The organism is Leifsonia sp. 10L418, assembly GCF_056395445.1.
Map to the genome: position 1 here is coordinate 60,746 of NZ_JBFTJN010000010.1, position 22,256 is coordinate 83,001.

Sequence of the window (22,256 nt, forward strand, 5' to 3'; positions counted from 1 at the left end):
TCGCCTGCAGGTCGGCCGGACAACCAACGGGCACAGCGATTCGGGCGGCAACCGCCAAAACATCACCGCTTGCAGCCTGCGCTCCAAAACATCATGTTTCAGGGCATTTTCCCTGACGTGTGATGTTTTTCAGCCGCGCGGCTTTCGAAAACAAAAACCCCCTGACCTCGGTGTTCTCACACCGGGAATCAGGGGGTTTCGATGGCGGTACCGGTGGGATTTGAACCCACGGTGGAGTCTCCCCCACACAACTTTTCGAGAGTTGCACCTTCGGCCGCTCGGACACGGTACCGAGGACGATTGTAGTCGAGACTTGAACCCCGACGCCAATTGAGCGGCAGCCGGGCGTGCCGCAGCGACCCGAGCGCGGAGTTGAACGTCGCTGCACCGTCGACATCCATCGCCACGGGGCAGCGAAAACCCGGCCCCACGTTGTACCCTCAGCGGGTGACATCCGCGAATCCAGGACTCCGCACCATCGCCGTCGCCGGCAGCACCGTCGCCGCGTCGGTCGCCGTCAGCGCTGCAGCCTTCGCCGGCTACCGGCGGTTCCGCCACCACATCGCCGAGAACGCCGCGGTGCTCAACGAGACCCTGCCGATCAACTCCAAATGGTGGCGCGACCAGGCGAAGGATTCCGGTCAGCTGCTCTACGTCGCGATCGGCGACAGCGCCGCTCAGGGGATCGGGGCCAGTGCGCCGAGCCGCGGCTACGTCGGAATCGTGGCCGACTACATCCGTCAGGCGACCGGCCGCACGGTGCGCGTGGTCAATCTGAGCGTGTCTGGCGCGACGGTCGCCCTCGCGGTGCGCGACCAGCTTCCCCGACTGCGCAAGTTGAAGCCGGATGTCGTCACCGTCGCGATCGGCGCCAACGACATTGCACTGTGGGATGCGGCGGTGTTTGAAGTGGGAATCCGCGAGATTCTGGCCGCGGTGCCGGAGCACGCGCTGGTTGCCGATCTGCCCTGCTTCCACTTTCCGCACAATGAGCGCAAGGTGGCCGAAGCCAACCGGATTCTGCGGGAGGTCGCCGCGGAACACCGCCTCACGGTCGTGCCACTGCACGCGACGACCGAGCGACAGGGGTGGCGCAGCATCGCCACCCAGTTCGCCAACGACATGTTCCACCCGAATGATCGCGGCTACCGGGTCTGGGCGCAGGCCTTTCTCCCGGCGCTCGGCGCCGATCTTCGGCTGCGGGTGCCGGCCGCGCAGCCCACGATGCCCGGGCGGTTTGCACAGGGGCAGGCCGGCGACGCCTCTGCACCGGCGAACGCCGCCGAACCGGAGGGTGTCAGCGGCGCGAGCTAGGCTCGCAAGCATGGCAAAACCCGTCTCCTCCTTTCGTTGCACCGAGTGTGGCTGGACCACCGCGAAGTGGGCCGGCCGGTGCGCCGAATGCCAGCAATGGGGCACCGTCGCCGATGCCACCGAGAAGCCGGGCCTCTCACGACTGGTCAAGGCGTCGGCGGTCAGCGGCGCCGGCGTGGCCCGCCCGATCACCCACGTCGACACCACGGCCGTCGAGCACTGGCCAAGCGGCATCGGCGAGTTCGACCGAGTTCTCGGCGGCGGCATCGTTCCCGGCGCCGTGATCCTGCTCAGCGGTGAGCCGGGCGTGGGCAAGTCGACTCTGCTGCTCGAGGTCGCGTCGAAGGCCGCCGCGGCGAAGTCCCGCGTGCTCTACGTCAGCGCCGAGGAATCGGTGAGCCAGGTACGCCTCCGCGCCGAGCGCACGGGCGCGCTGCAGCCGGAGCTGTATCTCGCCGCCGAGACCGACCTCGGCACCATCCTCGGGCAGATCGACGCGGTCAAGCCCGACCTCGTCATCATCGACTCCGTTCAGACGGTGTCGAGTGCGCTCTCCGACGGCCTCGCCGGCCAGCCCAGCCAGGTGCGGGAGGTCGCATCCACTCTGATCCGGGTCGCGAAAGACCGCGATCTGCCTATTTTGCTCGTCGGGCACGTCACCAAAGACGGCTCGATCGCCGGGCCGCGCCTGCTCGAGCACATCGTCGACGTTGTCTGCCAGTTCGAGGGCGACCGGCAGACGGCGCTGCGGTTCGTGCGCGCGTTGAAGAACCGGTTCGGACCGACGGATGAGGTGGGCTGCTTCGAGATGACCGGCGACGGCATCGCCGAGGTGCCCGACCCGAGCGGGCTCTTCCTGAGCCGTGGCACGGCCCCGGTCTCTGGCACCTGCGTCACGGTGGCTCTCGAGGGACGCCGCGCCATGCCGGTCGAGATTCAGGCACTGGTAGTCGACACGAAAGCGCCCAACCCGCGGCGGGTGACCAATGGGGTCGATTCCTCGCGCGTGGCCATGCTGCTCGCGGTGCTCGAGAAACGTGCCAACTACTCGTTGTCGGGCCACGACGTGTATGTCTCGACGGTGGGCGGGGTGAGGCTGATCGAACCGGCCGCCGATCTCGCCATCGCCCTCGCCATCGCATCCGCGGTTCGCGATGTTCCCATTGCCCACAATGTCGTCGCCTTCGGGGAGATCAGCTTGGCGGGTGAGATCCGGCCGGTGTCGGCGGCGAAGCAACGCGCAAGCGAGGCCGCCCGATTGGGCTTCACCGATCGAATCGATGCCAGCAGCGAAGCGATTCGCGTTGCGATTGGTCGCGCCCTGTCAACAGCGGCGTCGCCGCGTGAGGTCGAGCTCGACCGGTCGTTCTAGGGCGTGTGATCCCGGCGTGCGAGGCCATAGCGCCCCGCCCGCTCCCGGCCGGTCGGCATCCGGCAGGCTAATCGGCATCCGGCAGGTCGGAGCCGGGCGCTGAGCCGATTGCCGCGAGCAAGTCGGCTGGCGACGCCTGCAACGGATGCGGTCCGGCGATGTCAAAGAACACCGTCGTGATTTCGTCGACGTAGCGGGTCAGGAATGCGCGCAACCAGTCGGGACTCTGCAGGCCAACGGTCGGCGGCAGATTGTCGGGCTTGTTGTCGGCCGAACTGAACAGCAGCAGCGCGACTTCTTGCGTGTTCGGGTCGCGGTAGGTCCACACCTCGCCTGACTTCAGCGGGCTGTCCCGGTTTCCGGGGGCAGTGAGCGGCACAACAGTGTTGCCGTGCTTCAGCGCGAGAGCGATCGCTGCCATATCCTGACGTTCGAGCGCCTGGGCGAGCGCTTCAGAGCGAAACTCGACGGGTGCTTTCGACCCGTTCTTGGACTTCTTTCGCGCTGATTTCGCCATGCATCAAGCCTAGCCCGAGCGGCAGCGAGGCTCTCCCGACCGCGATGTGGGGCTCTCCCGAACGTCGGTTTCGGAGGAGGGCCGGAACCGGGAGGCTAGTTGAGCAGGAACTGGGTTGGGCTCTTCGCCGCAATCCCGTCGACGGTGACACTCAAGTGGTACGAGGCGCCCTCGGCCGGGGCAAGCTCTCGTGAGTCGGACTCGCAGGTGTCTTTCGCCGACCGTGTGCGGTCCCAGGTGAGGGGCGCCGTCGACTTCTCGGTCGCACCGGGCGCAAGCGTCACTTTGGCGTCAGCGGCGCCGGTCTGGCAATCGGTCGAGTTCCACCAGACGTCATCACCACTCGTGATGGTGAACACCTGCTTCGACGTTCCCGCATCGATCACGCAGGCGGTCGTTCCGGTGTTGGTCACGCTGAGCGTCAGCTCCGGAAGCTGGTCGGCACTGTAATCGGGTGCGTTGGTCAGCGCCTCGACGTTGATCGCGGCTGGATCGCACGCACCGGCGGCCGCGGCCGGATTCGCCGACTGGGACGGCGCATCCGTCGACGTGCCTTGCTTCGACGTGGGCAAACCGTCGGGCTCGCCGACGCTCGCACCGGGGCGCACGATGATCAAAATGACGATGATGATCACGGCGAGCAGGCCGAGGCCCACGACGGCGCGCCGGCGGCGGTAAACCTTGTCAGACTGAGGTCCGACGGGATGCTTGATCGTCGACATGCCCCCAGGCTAGCGAGCGACCGGTCAAAACCAGGGATCGGTTGCGGCGCGCCCGCTGAGTGTCAGCTGCGAGCTCGCGACACGGGCTGCCTGCTGCGGGCGTGCGCTTCAAGCTCACCCGCAGCACGCCTCACCGCACGAGGCACAAGGCGCCTCCGCAGGCTCAGACCAGACGCTTGACCATCCGGGTGTTGCCGAGGGTGTTCGGCTTCACGCGGGCCAGGTCGAGAAACTCGGCGACGCCCTCATCGGGTGAGCGTACGAGTTCGGCGTAGATCGAGGGGTCAACGGTCTCGGTCCCCATGTCTTCGAAGCCGTGCCGAGTGAAGAACGGCACCTCGAAGGTCAGGCAGAAGAGGCGGCTGAGCCCGAGTTCGCGCGCGTCGGCCTCAAGGCGATCGAGAAGCGCGTGGCCGACTCCGTGACCGAGCCAGTCCTTGTCGACGGCGAGAGTGCGCACCTCGGCCAGATCCTCCCACATCACGTGGAGGGCGCCGCAGCCGATCAGCCGGCCATCGGCATCCTCGGCCACACGAAACTCCTGCACGGCCTCGTAGAACACGACCATGTCCTTGCCGAGCAGGATGCGCTCCTGCACGAGAGGCTCGACGAGCGCCCTGATCCCCGGCACATCGCTGGTGCGCGCACGGCGCACGGTAAACCTCTGTTCGCTCACGCCCGGCACCTCTCTCGTGTTGAGTTCAAATGAACTACTCAGTCTAGAGATCCCATTCGACGGAGATTTTCACGAAAGCGAGGCGTTTCGGGCCGAAACTGCCCGAATTGGCCGAAATCTCCGTCGAATGGAAACGTCGACAGGCACGCTGGGACGCCGAAGGGCCCGGCAGAAAACTGCCGGGCCCTTCGTGAACGCTGAACGCGCTGGTGTTGCGAACTACTCGCCGGAGATGGCCAGGTCGGGCGTGACCGAACCGGTGCCGAGCGCGGCGGAACTGTTGATCCCGATCGCAGCAGACGTGGCCCGCGCGGTCGTCGTGAAGACGAACTCGGTGCCGGAGAAGTCCACGTGCACGTGGTCGCCCGCGTTCAGCTCGCCCTGCAGGATCTTCTCGCTCAGGCGGTCTTCCACCTCGTGTTGGATCGCACGACGCAGCGGCCGGGCGCCGAGAGCGGGGTCGAAGCCGACCTCGATCAGGCGTTCCTTCGCCGCGGTGGTGAGCTCGACGGTCATGTCGCGGTCGAGCATACGGACCGACAGACGCTTGATGAACAGGTCGACGATCTGCAGCAGTTCCGGCTTCGACAGCTGCGGGAAGACGATGATCTCGTCAACACGGTTGAGGAACTCGGGCTTGAAGTGCTTCTTCAATTCCTCCTTCACCTTGCCGCTCATCCGGTCGTAGCTGGTCGAGGTGTCGCCCTCGATCTGGAAACCGACGGGTCCGCCACTGATGTCCTTGGTACCGAGGTTCGTGGTCATGATGATCACGGTGTTCTTGAAGTCGACGACGCGACCCTGACCATCCGTCAACCGGCCCTCTTCAAGAATCTGAAGCAGCGAGTTGAAGATGTCGGGGTGAGCCTTCTCGATCTCGTCGAACAGCACGACGCTGAACGGCTTGCGGCGCACCTTCTCGGTGAGCTGGCCGCCCTCTTCGAAGCCGACGAATCCGGGAGGAGCACCGAACAGACGCGAAACGGTGTGCTTCTCGCCGTACTCGCTCATGTCGAGCGAGATCATGGCGGCCTCATCGTCGAACAAGAACTCGGCGAGCGCCTTGGCCAGCTCGGTCTTTCCGACACCGGTCGGGCCGGCGAAGACGAACGAACCGCTCGGACGCTTCGGGTCCTTCAGGCCGGCACGGGTGCGACGGATGGTGCGGGCGAGCGCCGAGATGGCCTCTTCCTGACCGATGACGCGCTGGTGCAGTGCCTTCTCCATGAAGACGAGACGCGAGGACTCCTCTTCGGTGAGCTTGAAGACGGGAATGCCGGTGGCCTGTGCGAGCACCTCGGCGATCAGACCTTCGTCGACGACCGCAGTGGTCTTGACGTCGCCCGACTTCCACTTCTTCTCGAGGCGCAGACGCTCGCCGAGGAGGTTCTTCTCCTCGTCGCGCAGGCTGGCGGCCTTCTCGAAGTCCTGGTCTTCGATCGCGGTTTCCTTGGCGGAACGCACGACGGCGATCTTCTCGTCGAACTCACGCAGCTCGGGAGGGCTCGAGAGGATCGACAGGCGCAGGCGAGCGCCGGCCTCGTCGATCAGGTCGATGGCCTTGTCCGGCAGGAAGCGGTCGGAGATGTACCGGTCGGCGAGGTTCGCCGCGGCCACGAGGGCACCATCGGTGATGGACACCTTGTGGTGCGCTTCGTAACGGTCGCGCAGGCCCTTGAGGATGTTGATGGTGTGCGGCAGCGACGGCTCAGCGACCTGAATCGACTGGAAGCGACGCTCGAGCGCGGCATCCTTCTCGAAGTGCTTGCGGTACTCGTCGAGGGTGGTCGCACCGATCGTCTGCAGTTCACCGCGGGCGAGAAGGGGCTTGAGGATGCTGGCGGCATCGATCGCGCCTTCGGCCGCACCGGCTCCGACGAGGGTGTGGATCTCGTCGATGAAGATGATGATGTCGCCGCGAGCGCGGATCTCCTTGGTGACCTTTTTCAGACGCTCTTCGAAGTCACCGCGGTAACGGCTGCCGGCGATGAGCGAACCAAGGTCGAGCGAGTAGAGCTGCTTGTCTTTCAGCGTCTCGGGAACATCGCCCTTGACGATGGCCTGGGCGAGGCCCTCAACGACGGCGGTCTTACCGACGCCGGGCTCACCGATCAGCACGGGGTTGTTCTTCGAGCGACGCGAGAGGATCTGCATGACCCGCTCGATTTCCTTCTCACGGCCGATGACCGGGTCGAGCTTGTTGTCGCGCGCAGCCTGCGTGAGGTTGCGTCCGAACTGGTCGAGGATCTGGCTGCCCGCCTGAGTACCCGTCTGCTCGTTGGCGCCGACCTGCACCTGCTCTTTGCCCTGGTAGCCAGAGAGGAGCTGGATGACCTGCTGGCGCACCCGGTTGAGGTCAGCACCGAGCTTGACGAGCACCTGAGCGGCAACGCCTTCGCCCTCGCGGATCAGGCCGAGCAGGATGTGCTCGGTACCGATGTAGTTGTGGCCGAGCTGCAACGCTTCGCGGAGGCTCAGCTCGAGCACCTTTTTGGCGCGCGGGGTGAACGGAATGTGGCCGGTCGGCTGCTGCTGACCCTGACCGATGATGTCTTGAACCTGCTCGCGCACGGCGTCGAGCGAGATGCCGAGGGACTCCAGCGCCTTGGCGGCGACTCCCTCGCCCTCGTGGATCAGGCCGAGCAGAATGTGCTCGGTACCGATGTAGTTGTGGTTGAGCATCTTGGCCTCTTCCTGGGCCAAAACGACGACGCGACGAGCTCGGTCGGTAAATCTCTCAAACATGTGATTGCTCCCTTGGCACCAGGGCAGTAGTGGCACCGATACAAAAAGAGTAACCAGCCGAAGCTGGGATAGATGCCTCTGTTCGCCCCCAGCGTGATGCCTGAGAGGGAGCACAACGATCAGGGCAGGTTGCATTCAGCTCCTGAAGTCGATACCGTAACGATTATCGTTAGTATCGATAAACGTTAGGTTGCCTCGTGAAGACTCAAACACAGACTCGCTTGACCCGCTTCGAGACCGCGTTTCAGCGGTATCTCACCTGGGTGGCGCTGTTCGGCGCACTCGCGACGGGCGTCATTGCCACGGTGATTGGAGCTCGCGGTCTCGTTTCCAGCCTGTCGTCAGGCGAGATTCCGGTCACGCTCCTCACGGATGCCGCCCTTCCGCCCGAGGCCTCCGGCGGCACCGCTCAGATCGTTGACGGCACGTTCGAGACAGCGTTCGTGACGCTCTCCAACCTCACCCCGCTGACAAGTATTCTCCTGGCCCTGGGCGCCATTGTCGGCATCCTCACCACTCTGATCGTCTCGACGGCAATTGCCCTTCTCTGCTGGAAGCTCCTGAAGCGCCGACCATTTGACCGGTCGGTCTCGTGGATGGCCTACGCCGTTGGGTGCGTTCTGCTGGTCGGCACCATCCTTGGCCAGGGCTTCGGCGGTCTCGGTCGCATGATGGCGGCCAGCGAGCTCAATCACGACGGCCTGGATGGATTCTGGCCGCTGACCACTCCGCTCGACTTCGCACCGGCTTTCGTCGGCATTGTGCTGCTCCTGGTGGCAACCGCATTCGAGACAGGGCGTCGGATGCAGCGCGACACCGAAGGTCTCGTCTAGTGGCGCCCGCCGACATCGACGAGGCCAGCGGCATCCACTGCCGGCTCGACGAGCTGCTCGCCGAACGCGAGATGACGCTCACCCGCCTGAGCGAGTTGGTGGGCGTCAGCGTCGTGAATCTGTCGGTTCTGAAGAACGACCGGGCCCGCGCCATCCGGTTCTCAACCCTCGCGGCAATCTGTGCGGCGCTGAATTGCGAAGTTGGCGACCTGCTCGTCTCTGACCGGCCTGCTTAGCCGCCGAGTTTGAGCGTTGCGGTCGAGTTCGCCCGGCAGAACGGGGAAAGTCGACCGCAACTGACAAACTCGGCGCACTCGCGATGCACAAAGGGCCGGTCGCGAATCGCGACCGGCCCTTCGGAGTGGTGAAGCCTTAGACGAGAGCCTTGGCCTTCAGCGCCGCGAACTCGTCGGCGGTGATCGCACCGGAGTCGAGCAGGGCCTTCGCCTTGGCGATCTCGTCGGCGGTGCTCGAACCGGCGACCTCCTTGATGTAGGACTCAGCGGCCTGCTGGGCGCGCTTCTGGGCCTCAATCGTGCGCTCGGCCATGCCGCGGCCACGCGCGATCAGGTAGACGAGTGCGGTGACGAACGGAACCCAGATCAGGAAGATCACCCAGAGTGCCTTCCACCAGCCGTTGAGCTTGTGGTCGCGGAAGAGGTCTCCGATGATCGAGAAGAGGATCATCAGGTAGGCCACGAAGGCGAAGATCCAGAAGAACGTCCAGATGACATCCCAGATGTTGCTCATGCGGTGATTCCTTTCACTGATTCTGCGCGGTGCAGAAATCGTTCCGGCGGGCAATGCCGCCGAGGCGCGATGAGAGAAGACAGGTGTCAGTTCCCCCCAACGACAACCCCCAAGTATGGTGCAACGGAGGCCAGAACCGCGTCATACCGGGGTACGAATTTTCGATGCGCGGAATCCGCGCCGATTCAGCGGCATTCCTCCGGTCACCTTCCACAAGCATGCTCGGGTTGTCACCCCTGGCTGGCCCCGGGTTTCGGCACTCCCTCGGATTAGGCTTCCCCTATGAGCAATCTCGAGACCGAACCGGAAGAGCGCATCTGCGACGACCTGCCCGGGACGACCAACGGCATCCAGATTCTCGAACCGCGACTGGTGCCGCTCGGCGGGCCGCGCGCGATGACCGTGCGGCGCACGCTGCCGCAGCGTGAACGCTCGTTCATCGGCGCCTGGTGTTTCGTCGATCACTACGGACCGGATGCCCTCGGCGAGCGGTCGATGAACGTGCCGCCGCACCCGCACACCGGTCTGCAGACCGTGAGCTGGCTCTTCGCCGGGGAGGTGGAACACCGCGACTCCGCCGGTTCCCATGCCTTCGTACGCCCCGGCGAACTTAATCTGATGACGGCCGGAGCCGGCATCTCGCACTCCGAAGTGTCGACGCCGGCCACGACGAGTCTGCACGGCGCTCAGCTGTGGACGGCCCTTCCCGACGCACACCGCCACACCGCCCCGTTCTTCGAACGGTACGTGCCGCAGCCCGTTCAGCATCAGGGCGCGGTCGTGCGGGTGTTTCTCGGCAGCCTGCTGGGTCAGGTTTCGACAGCAACCACCTTCAGCCCCCTGCTCGGCGCGCAGATTGATCTGCCGCCGCACACCGAGATCGCGCTGCCCGTCGATGCCGGCTTCGAACACGGGGTGCTTCTTGACACCGGCGCGGTGGCGCTCGACGACGAGCCGGTCCCCCTTCACGCGATCGGGTATCGGGCTCCGGGCGCCGACGTCCTCGTGCTTGCGACCGGCGACGAACCGGCCCGCGTGCTGCTGCTCGGCGGGGCGCCGCTGCACGAGCAGATTGTGATGTGGTGGAACTTCATCGGCCGCAGCCACGACGAGATCGCCGCTTTTCGCACGGCCTGGCAGTCAGATGTGATTGACGGCACGGATGCCGACGGTCGGTTCGGCACCGTCGCCGACTTCGACGGGGCGCCCCTGCCCGCACCCCCGATGCCGAACGTGCGGTTGAAGCCGCGCGAGTGACCCGCGCGGCGCATCCGTTTTCGCGCTAGATCCGCACTAGATCCGCCTACTGAACCGCCGAGGTCAGGCGGGCCAGGTTGTCGAGAATTGTCGAACGCAGCGGCTGCTTCATCCATTCGTCGAGGGTGAGTTCGCGACTGTCCTTGCGATAAGAGTCTTCGACGGCGCGCAGTTGCTGTACAAACGTCTTGCCGCGCACCATCATCGATACCTCCATGTTGAGACTGAACGAGCGCATGTCCATGTTGCTCGAGCCGATCACGGCCACGTCGTCGTCGATGGTGAAGTGCTTGGCGTGCAGAATGTACGGGGCCTTGTACATGTAGATGATGACCCCGGCGCGGAGCAGTTCCTCGTAATACGAGCGTTGTGCGTGGTAGACCAACGCCTGGTCACCGATCTCCGAGACGAAAAGTTCCACGTGGATGCCGCGCTGGGTCGCCGTGGTGATCGCGTAGAGAATCGACTCGTCGGGCACGAAGTACGGGCTCGTAATGATGATGCGCTCTTGCGCGTAGTAGAGCAGCGCCAAGAACAGTCGGAGGTTGTTCTCCCCTTTGAACCCGGGGCCGCTTGGAACAACCTGGCAGTCGAGCGGGTCCGAAACGATTGCCGGATGCACCGGGTCGAGATCGCGGGAGAGCAGTTCCTGCGTCTCGCTGTACCAGTCAGTCAAGAAGATCGCGTTCAGTTCGCCGACGATGGGGCCCTCGACCCGCGTCATCAGGTCTTTCCATTTCAGCCCGCGTCGGATGTTGCTGCGCTCGTTGTACGTGCGATCAATCACGTTCTGCGAGCCCATGTAGCCGACGGCTCCGTCGACGATGAGCAGCTTGCGGTGGTTGCGCAGGTCGGGCCGCTGCCATTTGCCCTTGAACGGCTGCAACGGCAGCATCAGCTCCCAGCGCACACCCGCCGTGGTCAGCCGCCGCTTGGTCTTCCGGTAGCCGGGCTTGCGCATCGACTGGATGTGATCCATCAGCACCCGCACCGACACTCCTCGCGCCACGGCACGCTCGAGGGCGTTGAAAAAGGGTGCAGTCGTGGTGTCGAGAGAGAGGATGTAGAACTCGACGTGCACATACCGTTCGGCCCTGTCGATGTCGGCGATCATCGACGCGAACGTGCCGTTGTAATCGCCGAGCAGGGTGGCGCTGTTGTCGCCGACGAGCGGAAGCGCTCCCAAAGTGCGGTTGAGTTCGACGACGGAGGCGAGCCACGGTGGCCACTGTTCGCCACGCGGCGGCCGTTCCATTCCCTCGGTGTTGTCGAGGATGAACTGGTTGATCTCGGCCTGCATGGCCAAGCGCTTCTTGGGCAGCGTGCGATAGCCGATCAGCAGAAAGAGCAGCACCCCGAGGTAGGGGATGAAGAAAATGGCGAGCAACCAGGCCATCCCCGAGGTGGGTCGGCGGTTGCGCGGCACCACAATTACCGCGACGACACGGATGACGAAGTCGATGACTAAGGCGACCAGAACAGAAATGGTCGCGATATCCATGCCCCCCATGGTCGCTGAGCCTGCGGCCTAGCTCGTGGGCTTATCGAGCCCGAGTCGCGCGCGCTCTTCGGCTTCAATCTCCGAGTAGACGCGGCGCTCCGTGCGGTCGGCATGAATGATCGAGCGCATGACCAGCCAGAAGATCAGACCGACGAGAACAGTCGGCGCGAGCGACCAAGCGGCGTTTGCCCAAAAATTATCCATAGCCCTCTCAGGATACGCGAAAATGTTCCGTCGCGGCTGGGAGCGGCGGCGCGCGCACGGGCAGCGTAGTGTCGCCGGCTTCCGTCGCGAAAACCGCAACAGTCAGCGAACGCCGCACAATCTGCGCGGTCTTCGGTGACACAAGCGTGATCCTTGCGCCTTTGGCCTACACGCCGAGGCGAGAATCGACGCGATGGCTGACCCGACGCACTCATCCGCGACGGCGACGCGACCGAAGACATCCGTCGCGAACACCGCAACTGTCATGCAATAGCGCACAACCTGTGCGGCATTCAGTTCCACCGACGCAAACCTTGCGCTCTTGGTACACGGTGGCGCTCAACGGCCGGCGGCGGAGGCGCGCGGACGCCCCTCGGCAAGGATGGCGCGCACAACTTCCAGGCACAGCGGCATCTGAGTGAGAACCTGGCCGTGGCGAAACCGGTGGTAGCGATAACCGAGCAGGATCAGTTCCGCGTCGCGCCGGGAGTCCTCGTCCCGAGCAGAGTCGTCGTCATGCCACTCGGCGCCATCGAGTTCGATGACGAGCCAGCCGTCGATGAGAATATCGACGTGCCCCACGCGAGAAATCTTGACCTGGATGTCCACTCGCCAACCGGCATCCTCTGCCGCGATTCGAAAGATGGACTCGAGTCCCGACTGCGACTGAGCGTTCACCCGCCGACGCAGGCCGCGAAGGCGACGCGGAAGCCGTGCGAACACCTCGTCAAGCTGAATGTAGGTGGTCAGACGCTGGTGAAGGGCACTGTCGATGGATGCGATCGCGTCGCCTGCCGGCACCCGGGAGATGTGCTGCACGAGGGCGTCGCCCACTGACACCCGCCACCGGCGGTCATCGTTGCTCGGAAAATGCTCGCGCACCCAGAGCCGATGTTCGCCGGGCCCCGTCGGTGGCACGCCGCTCGTTCCCTGTGGTGTTCCGAGCCACACTCCAGATACCTCGGTCACCCAGATCCCGTGGCTGGCCAGTGCGGACCCGGCGGCCAATCGCCCGCGAAGCGCAACGGCGCGCATCGCCTTCGCCTCGGCGCCGCGATGCGCGACCCAGGCCTTCCGGATGGGCCAGAGCTGTTGCGCGGCAAGGGCGCTACGGATGTCGCGGGCCGTGTAACCGAGTTCCTGAAGCTGTGCGCGGGTGGCCAGGTTGCCGAACCGGCCCATATCGGCGCTGAGTGAACGATCCATCGTCTGACTCTGGCTCAAGCCTGGCGCACGCGGATCGGCAAACCATGATCCGTGGAAATCGACGTCCCAGCGCCCCTGTGCAGGAGCACCCCGAGGGGAGCGAGGAACACGCGAGCTTGCGGTCGAGCTCGGCCGAAGGCGCGGCCCGCCTTGACACCTACGCCGCAGCATCCGTCGCGAAAACCGCAACTGTCACCGTATGCCGCACAATCGGTGCGGTGTTCAGCGACAGGTGCGCAATTCTTGCGCTTCTTGCTACACCGAGCGGCGCGGCGCTACTTCGTCAGCACCCCGATGAGGCCCGAGGCGACCATGTAGACACCGACGCCGCCCACGACGACCCAGAGGATGATCCGGTTCATCGACGGGCGGGGGCGCTTGCCCTTGTCCTCGGCGCCGTCGCGCTTGGGCTCGAGCTCGTCCTTCGGCAGGAAGCTCATTACTTCACCAACGGGAAGAGGATGGTCTCGCGGATGCCGAGGCCCGACAGCGCCATCAGCAGGCGGTCGATGCCCATGCCCATACCGCCCGACGGCGGCATGCCGTACTCGAGCGCACGAAGGAACTCCTCATCGAGGCGCATCGCCTCGGGGTCTCCGCCCGCGGCCAGGCTGGCCTGTTCGATGAAGCGATCCCGCTGGATGACGGGGTCGACGAGCTCGGAGTAGCCGGTGGCCAGTTCAAAGCCGCGAATGTAGAGGTCCCACTTCTCGACAACGCCGTCGATCGAACGGTGGCCGCGCACGAGCGGGCTGGTGTCGACCGGGAAGTCCATCACGAAGGTGGGGCGAACCAGGTCGCCCTTCACGAAGTGCTCCCAGAGCTCTTCGATGTACTTGCCGTGAATCGGGTGATCGATTTCGATGCCCTCGCGGTCAGCGAGCGCCTTGAGCTCGGCCAGCGGAGTCTGCGGAGTGAACGCAGTGTCGGCGGCAGCGTTCAGGCTGTCGTACATGCTGATCCGATCCCATTCACCGCCCAGGTCGTACTCGGTGCCGTCGGCCCAGGTGACGACATGGCCGCCCGAGATGGCTTCGGCCGCGTTCTGGATGAGCAGCTGGGTGAGATTGGCGATCGAGTTGTAGTCGCCGTAGGCCTGGTAGGCCTCGAGCATCGCGAACTCGGGCGAGTGCGTGGAGTCGGCGCCTTCGTTGCGGAAGTTGCGGTTGATCTCGTAGACCCGGTCGATGCCGCCGACAACGGCGCGCTTCAAGAAGAGTTCCGGTGCGATGCGCAGGAACAGTTCGGTGTCGAACGCGTTGCTGTGTGTCACGAACGGGCGAGCGGATGCGCCGCCGTGCATGGTCTGCAGCATCGGCGTCTCGATCTCAAGAAAGTCGAGGTCGGTGAAGGTCTTGCGCAGGCTGGCGACGGTCTTCGAGCGGTTGACCACGTTGCGGCGGGCCTGCTCGCGGGCGATCAGGTCGAGGTAGCGGCTGCGCACGCGGGTCTCTTCGCTGAGCTCGGTGTGCAGGTTCGGCAGCGGCAGCAGGGCCTTGGTGGCGATCTGCCATTCGGCGACCATGATCGACAGTTCGCCGCTCCGGGAAGAAATGACTTCACCCGAAACGAAGAGGTGGTCGCCGAGGTCGACGAGTTCCTTCCAGTTCGCGAGTGACTCTTCGCCGACGACGGCGAGCGAGACCATGGCCTGGATGCGGCTGCCGTCTCCGGACTGCAAGCTCGCGAAGCAGAGCTTGCCGGTGTTGCGCTGGTGCACGACACGGCCGGCGAGCCCGACGGTGACGCCGGTGGTGGCATCCGCTTCGAGGTCGCCGAAGCGCGCGCGCACGGCGGGGATCGTGTCGGTAATCGGCACGGAGACCGGGTACGCGCCGCCGCCGGGGGTTGTCGACAGGGCGTTCAGGCGTTCCCGCTTGCCGAGGCGCACGACCTTCTGCTCGTTCATCTCGGCGGCGGTGAACCCACCGTCGACGAGTTCGGCTTCAGCGGTAGCGTCGGCCTCGGGAGCTGCCGCGGCAGCCGCCTTGGCCTTGGCAGCGGCCTTCACCGCAGCTTTCGCCTCCGCTTTTGCTGCGCGCTTTGCGGCCAGCTCCAACTGAGCGGGGGTGGCGTCTGCTGCGATGTTCTCGGTCATGCGGTTCTCCGTCGGATGGCTGTTTGAAGCCGGCTGGGCTGGCTTACGAAACCCGTGATGGTGGTGAGTTGAGGTCAAGTGGGACGTTGTCGATGAGTCTGGTCGTTCCGACATACGCGGCGACGAGCATCCTGGCCGCGCCGCGATAGTCGTCATCGACCGGTAGAAAACTCTGCGGATGCACGACAACGAGGTACTCCAGTTTAACCAGTGGCTGGGTGTCGATGATTCCGTGCGCCGCCGCGACCGCCGCGCGTGCGTTCGGCGCGGCAGCTTCCGCCGCGCGCAGCCCCGCCGAAATCGCCCCGGCGCCCAGCTTTTCGGCCTCGGTGAGGTACTGGTTGCGGCTCGAGAGTGCGAGTCCGGTACTCTCCCGCACCGTCGGGGCCACCTCGATCTCGACCGGAAGGTTGAGATCGGCGACCATGCGCCGAACCAAGAACACCTGTTGCGCGTCTTTCTGGCCGAAAACCGCGGCATCGCAGCCGACGATGTTGAACAGTTTCGCGACGACGGTGAGCATCCCGTCGAAGTGTCCGGGGCGGGCGGCACCCTCATAGAGCGTCCCGGCGTCCCCCGCCGTGACGCGGGTCGCGGTCGGACCGTTGGGGTACATCTCGAGCGCCGTCGGAGCGAACACGAACGGAACGCCGAGCGGAGCCAGTGCGGCGACATCCGCCTGCAACGTGCGCGGGTAGCTGTCGAGGTCTTCACCGGCACCGAACTGCAGCGGGTTCACGAAGATCGACACGACAACGATGTCGCCGAGTTCCTGTGCCCGGGCGACCAACGAGAGGTGCCCGGCGTGCAGGGCGCCCATGGTCGGCACGAGTACGACGCGCGGGGGTCGCCGTGTGTCGCCGGCGCGGCGAGACGTGGCGGCGGATGCCTGCAGCCTCGCCTCGGTCAGACGCTGACGCAGTTCGCTGATCGACCCGATCACCTGCGGCGCGGTCGGCTCGACCTGACTCTCTGCGCTCATCAGTCCTCCTGGTCGAATTGGTTGAACTGGTCGAACGGAAACGGACCGTCGCCGAGTTCGTCACGGCCCCGCATCCGCAAGGTGCGCCGATCCGGCCCGGTGCTCGCCAGGGCGTTCTCCATGGCCGAGCGCACCAGGGGCGCGATCACTGCGCCCGGATGCTCGATCCCGATGCCCGCCAGCAGACTGGTGGCCTGCTCGATGATGGAGCTCGAAAAGGCAGTGGCCGTCTCGATCGCTTCCGCGTAGCCGGGCCGGTCGGCCTCGGCCACGATCACCGGTTCCCCACCCATCTCAACGACGAGTGCCTGCCCGATCGGCAGAACCGGGCTCGAGGCGGTCACCGCGAAATAGCTGTCCGCGAGCCGGGCCAGGTCGATGCTCGTGCCGGTGAAGGTGAGCGCCGGGTGAATCGCGAGCGGAATCGCCCCGGCCGCCTGGGCGGGAGCGAGAATCGCGGTGCCGAACTGCGCCGAGGTGTGCAGCACGAGCTGGCCGGGCCGCCAGGTCTGGGTTGCCGCAAGTCCCGCGACCAGACCGGCCAGCTCGGAATCGGGCACGGCGATGATGACGAGTTCACTGCGCTCGACGATCTCCGGCACGGTCAGAATCGGCACGTTGGGAAGGATGGCGTCGGCCCGGTCGCGGCTCGCCTGGGAGATGGCGGTAATGCCGATGACCGCGTGGCCGGCGCCGGCGAGGGCGGCGCCGAGAATGGGGCCGACACGGCCGGCGCCGATGATGCCGATGCCGAGGCGTCCGGGACGGGGTGTCATGCGTTCATTCCGCTCTGTTCGTTCCATCGATGACTGGTGTCGGAGGTGGCCGATTCAATGGCTCCCCGGGCGACGTGCTCGAACAACCGCGACGCCTCGTCGACATCGACGACGCTGAGAGTGCCGAAGACCGGGCCGGTGACGGTGTGCAGGCGGGCCGAGGCGAGGCGCAGCATCCGTCGCACCGGTCCTTGCTCGATGGCGACGCTCTGCAGGCGGGCGAGCGGAATCAGCACGAGTTGGCGCGAGAGTTGACCACTCCGGATCAATACGACATCCTCGGCCACCGAATAGCCGGTGCGGCGCCAGGAGAAGGGCCGGAGCCACGCGGCCCGGTGGGGCGCGTTCCGGTAACCGTCATCGCCGGCGGACTCGACGGACCCGGCTCGATCGGCACGACCGGTCCCGAGCAGACCCGCGGTCACGAGCGAATGCTGCTCCTCGGCCGTGAAACTCGGCAGGATGAGTGCGAGCACGCGGGCAGCATCGGCCAAGCTTCCGACCGGGAGGATCGTGGTGTTGGCCTGACCGGCAGCCCCCGAGTTCGAAGAATGACTGGCCTTGTTGACGCGGATCTCCCACCACCCGAACAGGCGCCACAGCAGTGGCTGACTCACGCTGATCGCATGGATGCGCCCGGGCGGCAGCGTCTCGTTGCTGGTGGTGAAGAGGCCGAATCCCACACGTACCCCGTCGGGTGTTCCGGCAATGCTGTAGCGCAGCGACTTCGTGAACCGCGAGAAGTAGTAGGTGGCGCTACCGATCAGGCCGGGCAGAATCGCGAACAGAATCCAGTTCGAGGCTCCGGTGTTCACGATCACGATGAGCGCCACGATCCCGGCAAACAGAAAGAGTGTGAAGCCGCTGAAAAGGATTGAGCCGATCAGTCGCCCAACCGGGATCGACACGACGGATGCGGGCGGTGCGGCATCGGGGTCGAGCTCGGGGGCCAGAAACTCGGCGACGCGGTCTGAGGCGAAGCTGCCGATCGTGGCACCAATCCCCGTCGCAGCCGGACCTGTCACCTCGGGACGCGTCGCCCCGGCGCCCGCATCTGCACCGATACCCAATTCAGGAGCGGAGGTGCGTTGTGGACTCCCTGCATCGGGTTCGGGGGCGACACGCCAGTCCGTTCCTGAATGCGGTCCCGCGGCGGCGAGGGGCGCGGCCGGCAGCGCAGTTGCAGCGGCCGCGCCTGCGTCGGCGCCACCTGCACCCGCCGCGGTCCCCGCACCGGCACGCGCCTCGCCCTGCCGCACCCCGGAGGCGAGCCGCAGGATGTCCCGACGCAGCCCGTCGGCCAGCGCCGAGCCGAGGTAGGCCAGTTGCACATTCGCATCCTGGCCGGCGACACTGATCTCGAGTTTTGCCGCTCCGAACAAGCGTGGAATCAGCGGTCGCACAATGTTCACGCCCTGAATGCGGTCGAGCCTCGCCTTGCGGTGGCTGCGAAAGAGAATGCCGCTGCGCACTTCGACCGACTCGTCGCTGACCCGGAAGGTGTGCATCCGCCAGGAGAGATAGAACCCGATCAGGATGACGATGAGGACAACGGCGACGCCGCCGAGCGCCCAGCCGACCGCCCCGCGGCGCACGATCTCGTCGATCGGATCACCGCTGTAGCTCGGCACCCCGAAAAACAGGTCGATGAGTCGCTCGCGGAGGTTCGCGATGATGAATCCGAGAACCGCGAAGACGAAGATTCCTCCACGCAGCAACGGGCTGGCCGGGTAGAGACGGTGCCACTCTCCGTCGGCCAGCGAGGCCGGAGCCGCGTCGGTGCGAGCCGGCGAACTCACAGCCCGGCCCGGCGGCTTTCCGCCAGCTCGACCAGCCGGTCGCGGAGGGCCTCCGCGTCGGCCTCAGCCAGCCCCGGGATGGCGACCCCGCTGGATGCAGCGGCCGTCACGAACTTGAGGTCGGCCAGGCCGAGCCACCGAGCCACGGGGCCACGGGTGATGTCGACCAGCTGCATCCGGCCGTAGGGCACCGACACGAAACGCTGGAACATGATGCCGCGACGAAAGAGCAGGTCATCCTGGCGCAGCTGATAGCCGATTGAGCGCACTCGCCGCGGCAGAACGATCAACGAGATGAGGGTGATCAGCGCCACCGCAGCGCCCACGTAGACCGCCCACTGCAGGTCCATGGCGAGCCACACGAATGCGGCAATGGCGCAAACGATGACCCCGAACAGCAGTGTGCTGACGATTTCGACGACGACGTATCGCGGTGCGACACGCTTCCACGCGTCATCGGCACCGATGCTCACGTTTCGGTCGGTCCCGGCGGCGCGGGTAGCGGCGACCTGGTCCGATTCGACCTGCGTTTCAACCTGGCCCGATTCGACCTGCTTCGATTCGACCTGCTCAGACATGTGTCGCTCCATGCTCGTTCTGGTCATCATCCGACGGCGGCAGTGTGCAGAAATGTTCGGCGATGAGTCCGCCGGCAAGCAGAAGTGCCGCGCCGACCGCCGCAGCAATTGCCAGCCATAACGATGTTACCGCCGGCACCACCGAGCGGGTCAGGATGTAGAGCACGATCCCGCTGGAGCCACCGAGCAGCAGCGCTCCGCTCAAACTTGATGCCTTCGCCAGCACGGCCACCCGCATTGCAACGAAGGGGTTGACCGGTTTGACGGCCTTTCCTGTGCCGTTCGCGCGCGTGGCCTGGCGAATCGGCCAGGCGAGCGCCACGACGATGCTGCCGACGGCAACCAGGGTGATCGGCAAGGAGATCGGCGGAACAATCTGCGGAAAACCGGATGCCGCAGCGGCGATCTCAAGGAGAAAACCGAGCACGAGTCCGACCAGGGCGAGCGCGATCAGTGGTGTCGCATGAGTGCGCTTCATCGGGTGGCCTCCCCGGTGCGTGCCGAAGCGGAAGCGGAAGCGGAAGCGGAATCATCTGTGCCAGAAGCGGCCTGACGCCGCACGGTGTTCGGCATGGCAGCCAGCAGGTCGGCAACCCGGCCCAGCCCGGGAATCTCAGCCTCAGCATCGATGTCGAGCCACGGAGCGAGAACAAAATCACGCTCGGCCGCACGCGGGTGCGGCAGCGTCAAGCGCGGGTCGTCTTGCTGCACTGTGCCGAACGCGATCAGGTCGATGTCAAGGGTGCGGTCTCCCCACCGCTCAGCGCGCACCCGTCCGTGGTCTGCTTCGATGCGGTTGACCGCATCGAGCAGATCGTCGGCCGTGCGGCGGTAACGGATGCGGATCACCGCGTTCAAATATTCGGGGGCATCGGCGTCGACGCCGTGGAGTTTGACCGCTGCCGATTCATAGATCGGCGAGGCGGCCACGAGCTCAGCGCCATCGAGCGCAGCGATCTCCCGCACAGCTGCCGCCAGGGTCGCCGCTCGGTCGCCGAGGTTGCTGCCGAGGGCGAGCACCACACTCACTCCCACTCCCCCGTCTCCGCCATCGCCCGGCCGAGCGCCGTGAGGGGTCGCAAATCGACCTTCGTGGGGCTCGGGAAGGTCGATCTGCGACCCCTCACGGCCCGGGGACGGCGTCATTCGGACGCCTCGGCATCCGAGGACGCGTCAGCGTGCGGATAGTCGGCGCGCGTGCGCTCGATCTGCACCGCGACATCCTCGAAGAACACCGGGATCGGCGCCTGCGGCTTGTGCAGCGTCACGCGCACGCGTTCGACAGCTGCAAAGCCGAAGGCCACCCCGGCCACGCGTTCGGCAACGGTTTCAATGAGATCGACCGGATTCTCGGCGACGGCATCGGTCACGGCAACGGCCAGTTCGCCGTAGTGCACGGTCTGGGTCAAGTCGTCCCCCGACGCCGCCTTGCGCAGGTCGAGCCAGACGGTGACGTCGATGATGAAATCTTGCCCGTTCTCCCGTTCGAAGTCGAAGACGCCGTGGTGTGCGTTCACACGCAGTCCGGTGAGGGTGATCGAGTCGGTGCTCATGGGTCCATTCTGGCCGACGTGAGGTGATCAAGCACGTTCAGCGCCGTTCGCGTCGCCCGCACGTCATGCACCCGCACCGCCCAGGCTCCGGCCTGCGCGGCATGCACGCTGAGCACCGCGGTCGGCAGGTCTCGATCGGCGAACGACGCCTCGGCCGGCAGAACCTCTGCCAGAAAGCGTTTGCGCGAGACACCGACCAAGACCGGCAACCCCAGTTCATCGAGTGCCGACAGGTGGGCGAGCAGTCGCCAATTGTGCTCCGCGCGTTTGGCGAAGCCGAACCCGGGGTCGAGCACAATCTTGTCTCTGGCCACGCCGGCCGTGGTGAGTGCATCGACGCGCGCCGCCAACTCACCGGTGACCTCGGCGACCACGTCGCCGTACTCTGCGAGCGAATCCATTTCATCGGCGTGGCCGCGCCAGTGCATCGCCACGTAGGTCAGGCCGGTCTCGGCCGCGACGGATGCCATCAGCGGGTCGGCCAGACCACCGGAGACGTCGTTGATGATGCTGGCACCGGCGGCGGCGGCGGCACGGGCGGTCGACGAGTTGAGGGTGTCGACGCTCACGACGACACCCTGCCGCGCGAGCTCGGTGATCACCGGCAGCACGCGACGCTGCTCGTCGGCGGGCGAAACGCGTCCGGCGCCCGGCCGGGTCGACTCACCGCCGACGTCGATCAGGTCAGCGCCCTCGGCGAGGAGTGTGTGAGCGTGCCGGAGCGCGGCATCCGTGTGTGAAAAAAGGCCGCCGTCACTGAACGAATCGGGAGTGACGTTGAGCACTCCCATGATCAGTGTCACGCCCGGGCCCCGATCAGGGCCATGATCTCGGCGCGGGCAACCGGGTCGGTCAGTGCGCCCCGCGAGGCCAGCGTGACGGTGGAGCTGCCGGTCTGGCGCGGGCCACGAGCCGAAACACATCCGTGCACGGCATCCAGCACGACGAGCACCCCCTGAGGGTCCAACCCCGTCTGCAGGGCGTCGGCGATCTCCTCGGTCAGACGCTCCTGCATCTGCGGCCGAGCCGCCAGAGTTTCAAGCACGGCGGGAAGGCGTCCCAGGCCGACGACGCGGTCACCGGGCAGATAGGCCAGGTGGGCGACGCCGTGGAACGGAAGCAGGTGGTGCTCGCAAATCGACCGGAAAACCAGGTTGCGCAACAGCACCAGCTCGCCGGTGTGCTCGCCGACCGCCACCGTGTCGGTCAGATGATCGAGCGGATTCTGCCCGATTCCGGCAAAGAACTCGCGGTACGCCTCGGCCACGCGCCGCGGCGTCGATTCCAGGCCGGCGCGACCCGGGTCTTCCCCGATCGCGGCCAGAATCTCTGCGACGGCGGCCTCAACGCGTGCCTTGTCGACTGCCACGGCG

24 protein-coding genes and 1 tRNA gene are annotated in these 22,256 nt (G+C 65.8%); 5 read left to right on the forward strand and 20 right to left on the reverse strand.

Translation table 11 applies throughout. The features are described from left to right. Positions 1 to 202 precede the first annotated feature (202 nt). Positions 203 to 292: transfer RNA gene (locus AC1DCF_RS17495), tRNA-Ser, on the reverse strand. A gap of 155 nt (positions 293 to 447) precedes the next feature. On the opposite strand from AC1DCF_RS17495, the gene AC1DCF_RS17500 reads away from it, so the two are divergent. Together AC1DCF_RS17500 and radA are read left to right on the forward strand one after the other, a co-directional pair. Next, a complete protein-coding gene (locus AC1DCF_RS17500; RefSeq protein ID WP_477212092.1) occupies positions 448 to 1,314 on the forward strand; it encodes an SGNH/GDSL hydrolase family protein in 867 nt (288 codons plus the stop codon). A gap of 10 nt (positions 1,315 to 1,324) precedes the next feature. After that, the gene (gene radA, locus AC1DCF_RS17505; RefSeq protein ID WP_477212093.1) at positions 1,325 to 2,686 is read left to right on the forward strand and encodes a DNA repair protein RadA; all 1,362 of its coding nucleotides are present in this window, start codon (positions 1,325 to 1,327) and stop codon (positions 2,684 to 2,686) included. A gap of 67 nt (positions 2,687 to 2,753) precedes the next feature. On the opposite strand, the gene AC1DCF_RS17510 is transcribed toward radA, so the two are convergent. The 4 genes from AC1DCF_RS17510 to AC1DCF_RS17525 form a co-directional block, all read right to left on the reverse strand. Beyond that, positions 2,754 to 3,203, reverse strand: coding sequence for a dehydrogenase (locus AC1DCF_RS17510; RefSeq protein ID WP_477212094.1), 450 nt, complete (start codon positions 3,201 to 3,203; stop codon positions 2,754 to 2,756). A gap of 95 nt (positions 3,204 to 3,298) precedes the next feature. Further along, positions 3,299 to 3,925 carry a hypothetical protein gene (locus tag AC1DCF_RS17515; protein ID WP_477212095.1) on the reverse strand — a complete coding sequence of 209 codons (627 nt, stop codon included), beginning with the start codon at positions 3,923 to 3,925 and terminating at the stop codon, positions 3,299 to 3,301. Between the two features lie 163 nt (positions 3,926 to 4,088). After that, positions 4,089 to 4,601 (reverse strand): amino-acid N-acetyltransferase, encoded by a 513-nt coding sequence (locus tag AC1DCF_RS17520; protein ID WP_441792013.1) that lies wholly within the window; start codon positions 4,599 to 4,601, stop codon positions 4,089 to 4,091. 219 nt (positions 4,602 to 4,820) lie between these two features. Next, on the reverse strand, positions 4,821 to 7,346 hold the full coding sequence (locus tag AC1DCF_RS17525; protein WP_441792012.1) for an ATP-dependent Clp protease ATP-binding subunit: 2,526 nt from the start codon (positions 7,344 to 7,346) through the stop codon (positions 4,821 to 4,823). 197 nt (positions 7,347 to 7,543) lie between these two features. Here AC1DCF_RS17525 and AC1DCF_RS17530 point away from each other — a divergent pair, with 197 nt between their 5' ends. After that, on the forward strand, positions 7,544 to 8,179 hold the full coding sequence (locus AC1DCF_RS17530) for a hypothetical protein (protein ID WP_477212096.1): 636 nt from the start codon (positions 7,544 to 7,546) through the stop codon (positions 8,177 to 8,179). Next, entirely contained in the window at positions 8,179 to 8,415 is a 237-nt protein-coding gene (locus tag AC1DCF_RS17535) for a helix-turn-helix domain-containing protein (RefSeq protein WP_477212097.1), read from the forward strand. Before AC1DCF_RS17530 ends, AC1DCF_RS17535 begins: the two co-directional genes overlap by 1 nt. 136 nt (positions 8,416 to 8,551) lie before the next feature. Here AC1DCF_RS17535 and AC1DCF_RS17540 read toward each other — a convergent pair whose 3' ends face one another. Next, on the reverse strand, positions 8,552 to 8,929 hold the full coding sequence (locus tag AC1DCF_RS17540; RefSeq protein WP_441792009.1) for an SHOCT domain-containing protein: 378 nt from the start codon (positions 8,927 to 8,929) through the stop codon (positions 8,552 to 8,554). A gap of 282 nt (positions 8,930 to 9,211) precedes the next feature. Here AC1DCF_RS17540 and AC1DCF_RS17545 point away from each other — a divergent pair, with 282 nt between their 5' ends. Next, on the forward strand, positions 9,212 to 10,186 hold the full coding sequence (locus AC1DCF_RS17545) for a pirin family protein (protein WP_477212098.1): 975 nt from the start codon (positions 9,212 to 9,214) through the stop codon (positions 10,184 to 10,186). Positions 10,187 to 10,232: 46 nt separating this feature from the next. Here AC1DCF_RS17545 and cls read toward each other — a convergent pair whose 3' ends face one another. The 14 genes from cls to folE all read right to left on the reverse strand — a co-directional run bounded on the left by cls (position 10,233) and on the right by folE (position 22,252). Further along, entirely contained in the window at positions 10,233 to 11,687 is a 1,455-nt protein-coding gene (gene cls / locus AC1DCF_RS17550) for a cardiolipin synthase (protein ID WP_477212099.1), read from the reverse strand. Between the two features lie 27 nt (positions 11,688 to 11,714). After that, entirely contained in the window at positions 11,715 to 11,891 is a 177-nt protein-coding gene (locus AC1DCF_RS17555; RefSeq protein ID WP_441792006.1) for a hypothetical protein, read from the reverse strand. 339 nt (positions 11,892 to 12,230) lie between these two features. Then, positions 12,231 to 13,097: an endonuclease domain-containing protein gene (locus AC1DCF_RS17560; RefSeq protein ID WP_477212100.1), complete on the reverse strand. Its 867-nt coding sequence runs from the start codon at positions 13,095 to 13,097 to the stop codon at positions 12,231 to 12,233. 275 nt (positions 13,098 to 13,372) lie between these two features. Beyond that, on the reverse strand, positions 13,373 to 13,537 hold the full coding sequence (locus AC1DCF_RS17565; RefSeq protein ID WP_477212101.1) for a hypothetical protein: 165 nt from the start codon (positions 13,535 to 13,537) through the stop codon (positions 13,373 to 13,375). After that, a complete protein-coding gene (gene lysS, locus AC1DCF_RS17570) occupies positions 13,537 to 15,006 on the reverse strand; it encodes a lysine--tRNA ligase (RefSeq protein WP_477212152.1) in 1,470 nt (489 codons plus the stop codon). Before lysS ends, AC1DCF_RS17565 begins: the two co-directional genes overlap by 1 nt. Positions 15,007 to 15,238: 232 nt before the next feature. Then, positions 15,239 to 16,177 (reverse strand): pantoate--beta-alanine ligase, encoded by a 939-nt coding sequence (panC, locus tag AC1DCF_RS17575; protein WP_477212102.1) that lies wholly within the window; start codon positions 16,175 to 16,177, stop codon positions 15,239 to 15,241. Then, positions 16,177 to 16,953, reverse strand: coding sequence for a Rossmann-like and DUF2520 domain-containing protein (locus AC1DCF_RS17580; protein WP_441792002.1), 777 nt, complete (start codon positions 16,951 to 16,953; stop codon positions 16,177 to 16,179). The genes panC and AC1DCF_RS17580 overlap by 1 nt, the downstream gene beginning before the upstream one ends. After that, entirely contained in the window at positions 16,950 to 18,752 is a 1,803-nt protein-coding gene (locus tag AC1DCF_RS17585) for a PH domain-containing protein (RefSeq protein ID WP_477212103.1), read from the reverse strand. The genes AC1DCF_RS17580 and AC1DCF_RS17585 overlap by 4 nt, the downstream gene beginning before the upstream one ends. After that, on the reverse strand, positions 18,749 to 19,330 hold the full coding sequence (locus AC1DCF_RS17590; RefSeq protein ID WP_477212104.1) for a PH domain-containing protein: 582 nt from the start codon (positions 19,328 to 19,330) through the stop codon (positions 18,749 to 18,751). Before AC1DCF_RS17590 ends, AC1DCF_RS17585 begins: the two co-directional genes overlap by 4 nt. Next, entirely contained in the window at positions 19,323 to 19,808 is a 486-nt protein-coding gene (locus AC1DCF_RS17595; protein ID WP_477212105.1) for a DUF3180 domain-containing protein, read from the reverse strand. Before AC1DCF_RS17595 ends, AC1DCF_RS17590 begins: the two co-directional genes overlap by 8 nt. After that, on the reverse strand, positions 19,805 to 20,476 hold the full coding sequence (folK, locus tag AC1DCF_RS17600; RefSeq protein WP_477212106.1) for a 2-amino-4-hydroxy-6-hydroxymethyldihydropteridine diphosphokinase: 672 nt from the start codon (positions 20,474 to 20,476) through the stop codon (positions 19,805 to 19,807). The genes AC1DCF_RS17595 and folK overlap by 4 nt, the downstream gene beginning before the upstream one ends. Further along, entirely contained in the window at positions 20,473 to 20,883 is a 411-nt protein-coding gene (gene folB / locus AC1DCF_RS17605) for a dihydroneopterin aldolase (protein WP_477212107.1), read from the reverse strand. Before folB ends, folK begins: the two co-directional genes overlap by 4 nt. Further along, positions 20,880 to 21,686 (reverse strand): dihydropteroate synthase, encoded by an 807-nt coding sequence (folP, locus tag AC1DCF_RS17610; RefSeq protein WP_477212108.1) that lies wholly within the window; start codon positions 21,684 to 21,686, stop codon positions 20,880 to 20,882. Before folP ends, folB begins: the two co-directional genes overlap by 4 nt. Next, positions 21,683 to 22,252 (reverse strand): GTP cyclohydrolase I FolE, encoded by a 570-nt coding sequence (folE, locus tag AC1DCF_RS17615; RefSeq protein WP_477212109.1) that lies wholly within the window; start codon positions 22,250 to 22,252, stop codon positions 21,683 to 21,685. The genes folP and folE overlap by 4 nt, the downstream gene beginning before the upstream one ends. Positions 22,253 to 22,256 lie beyond the last annotated feature (4 nt).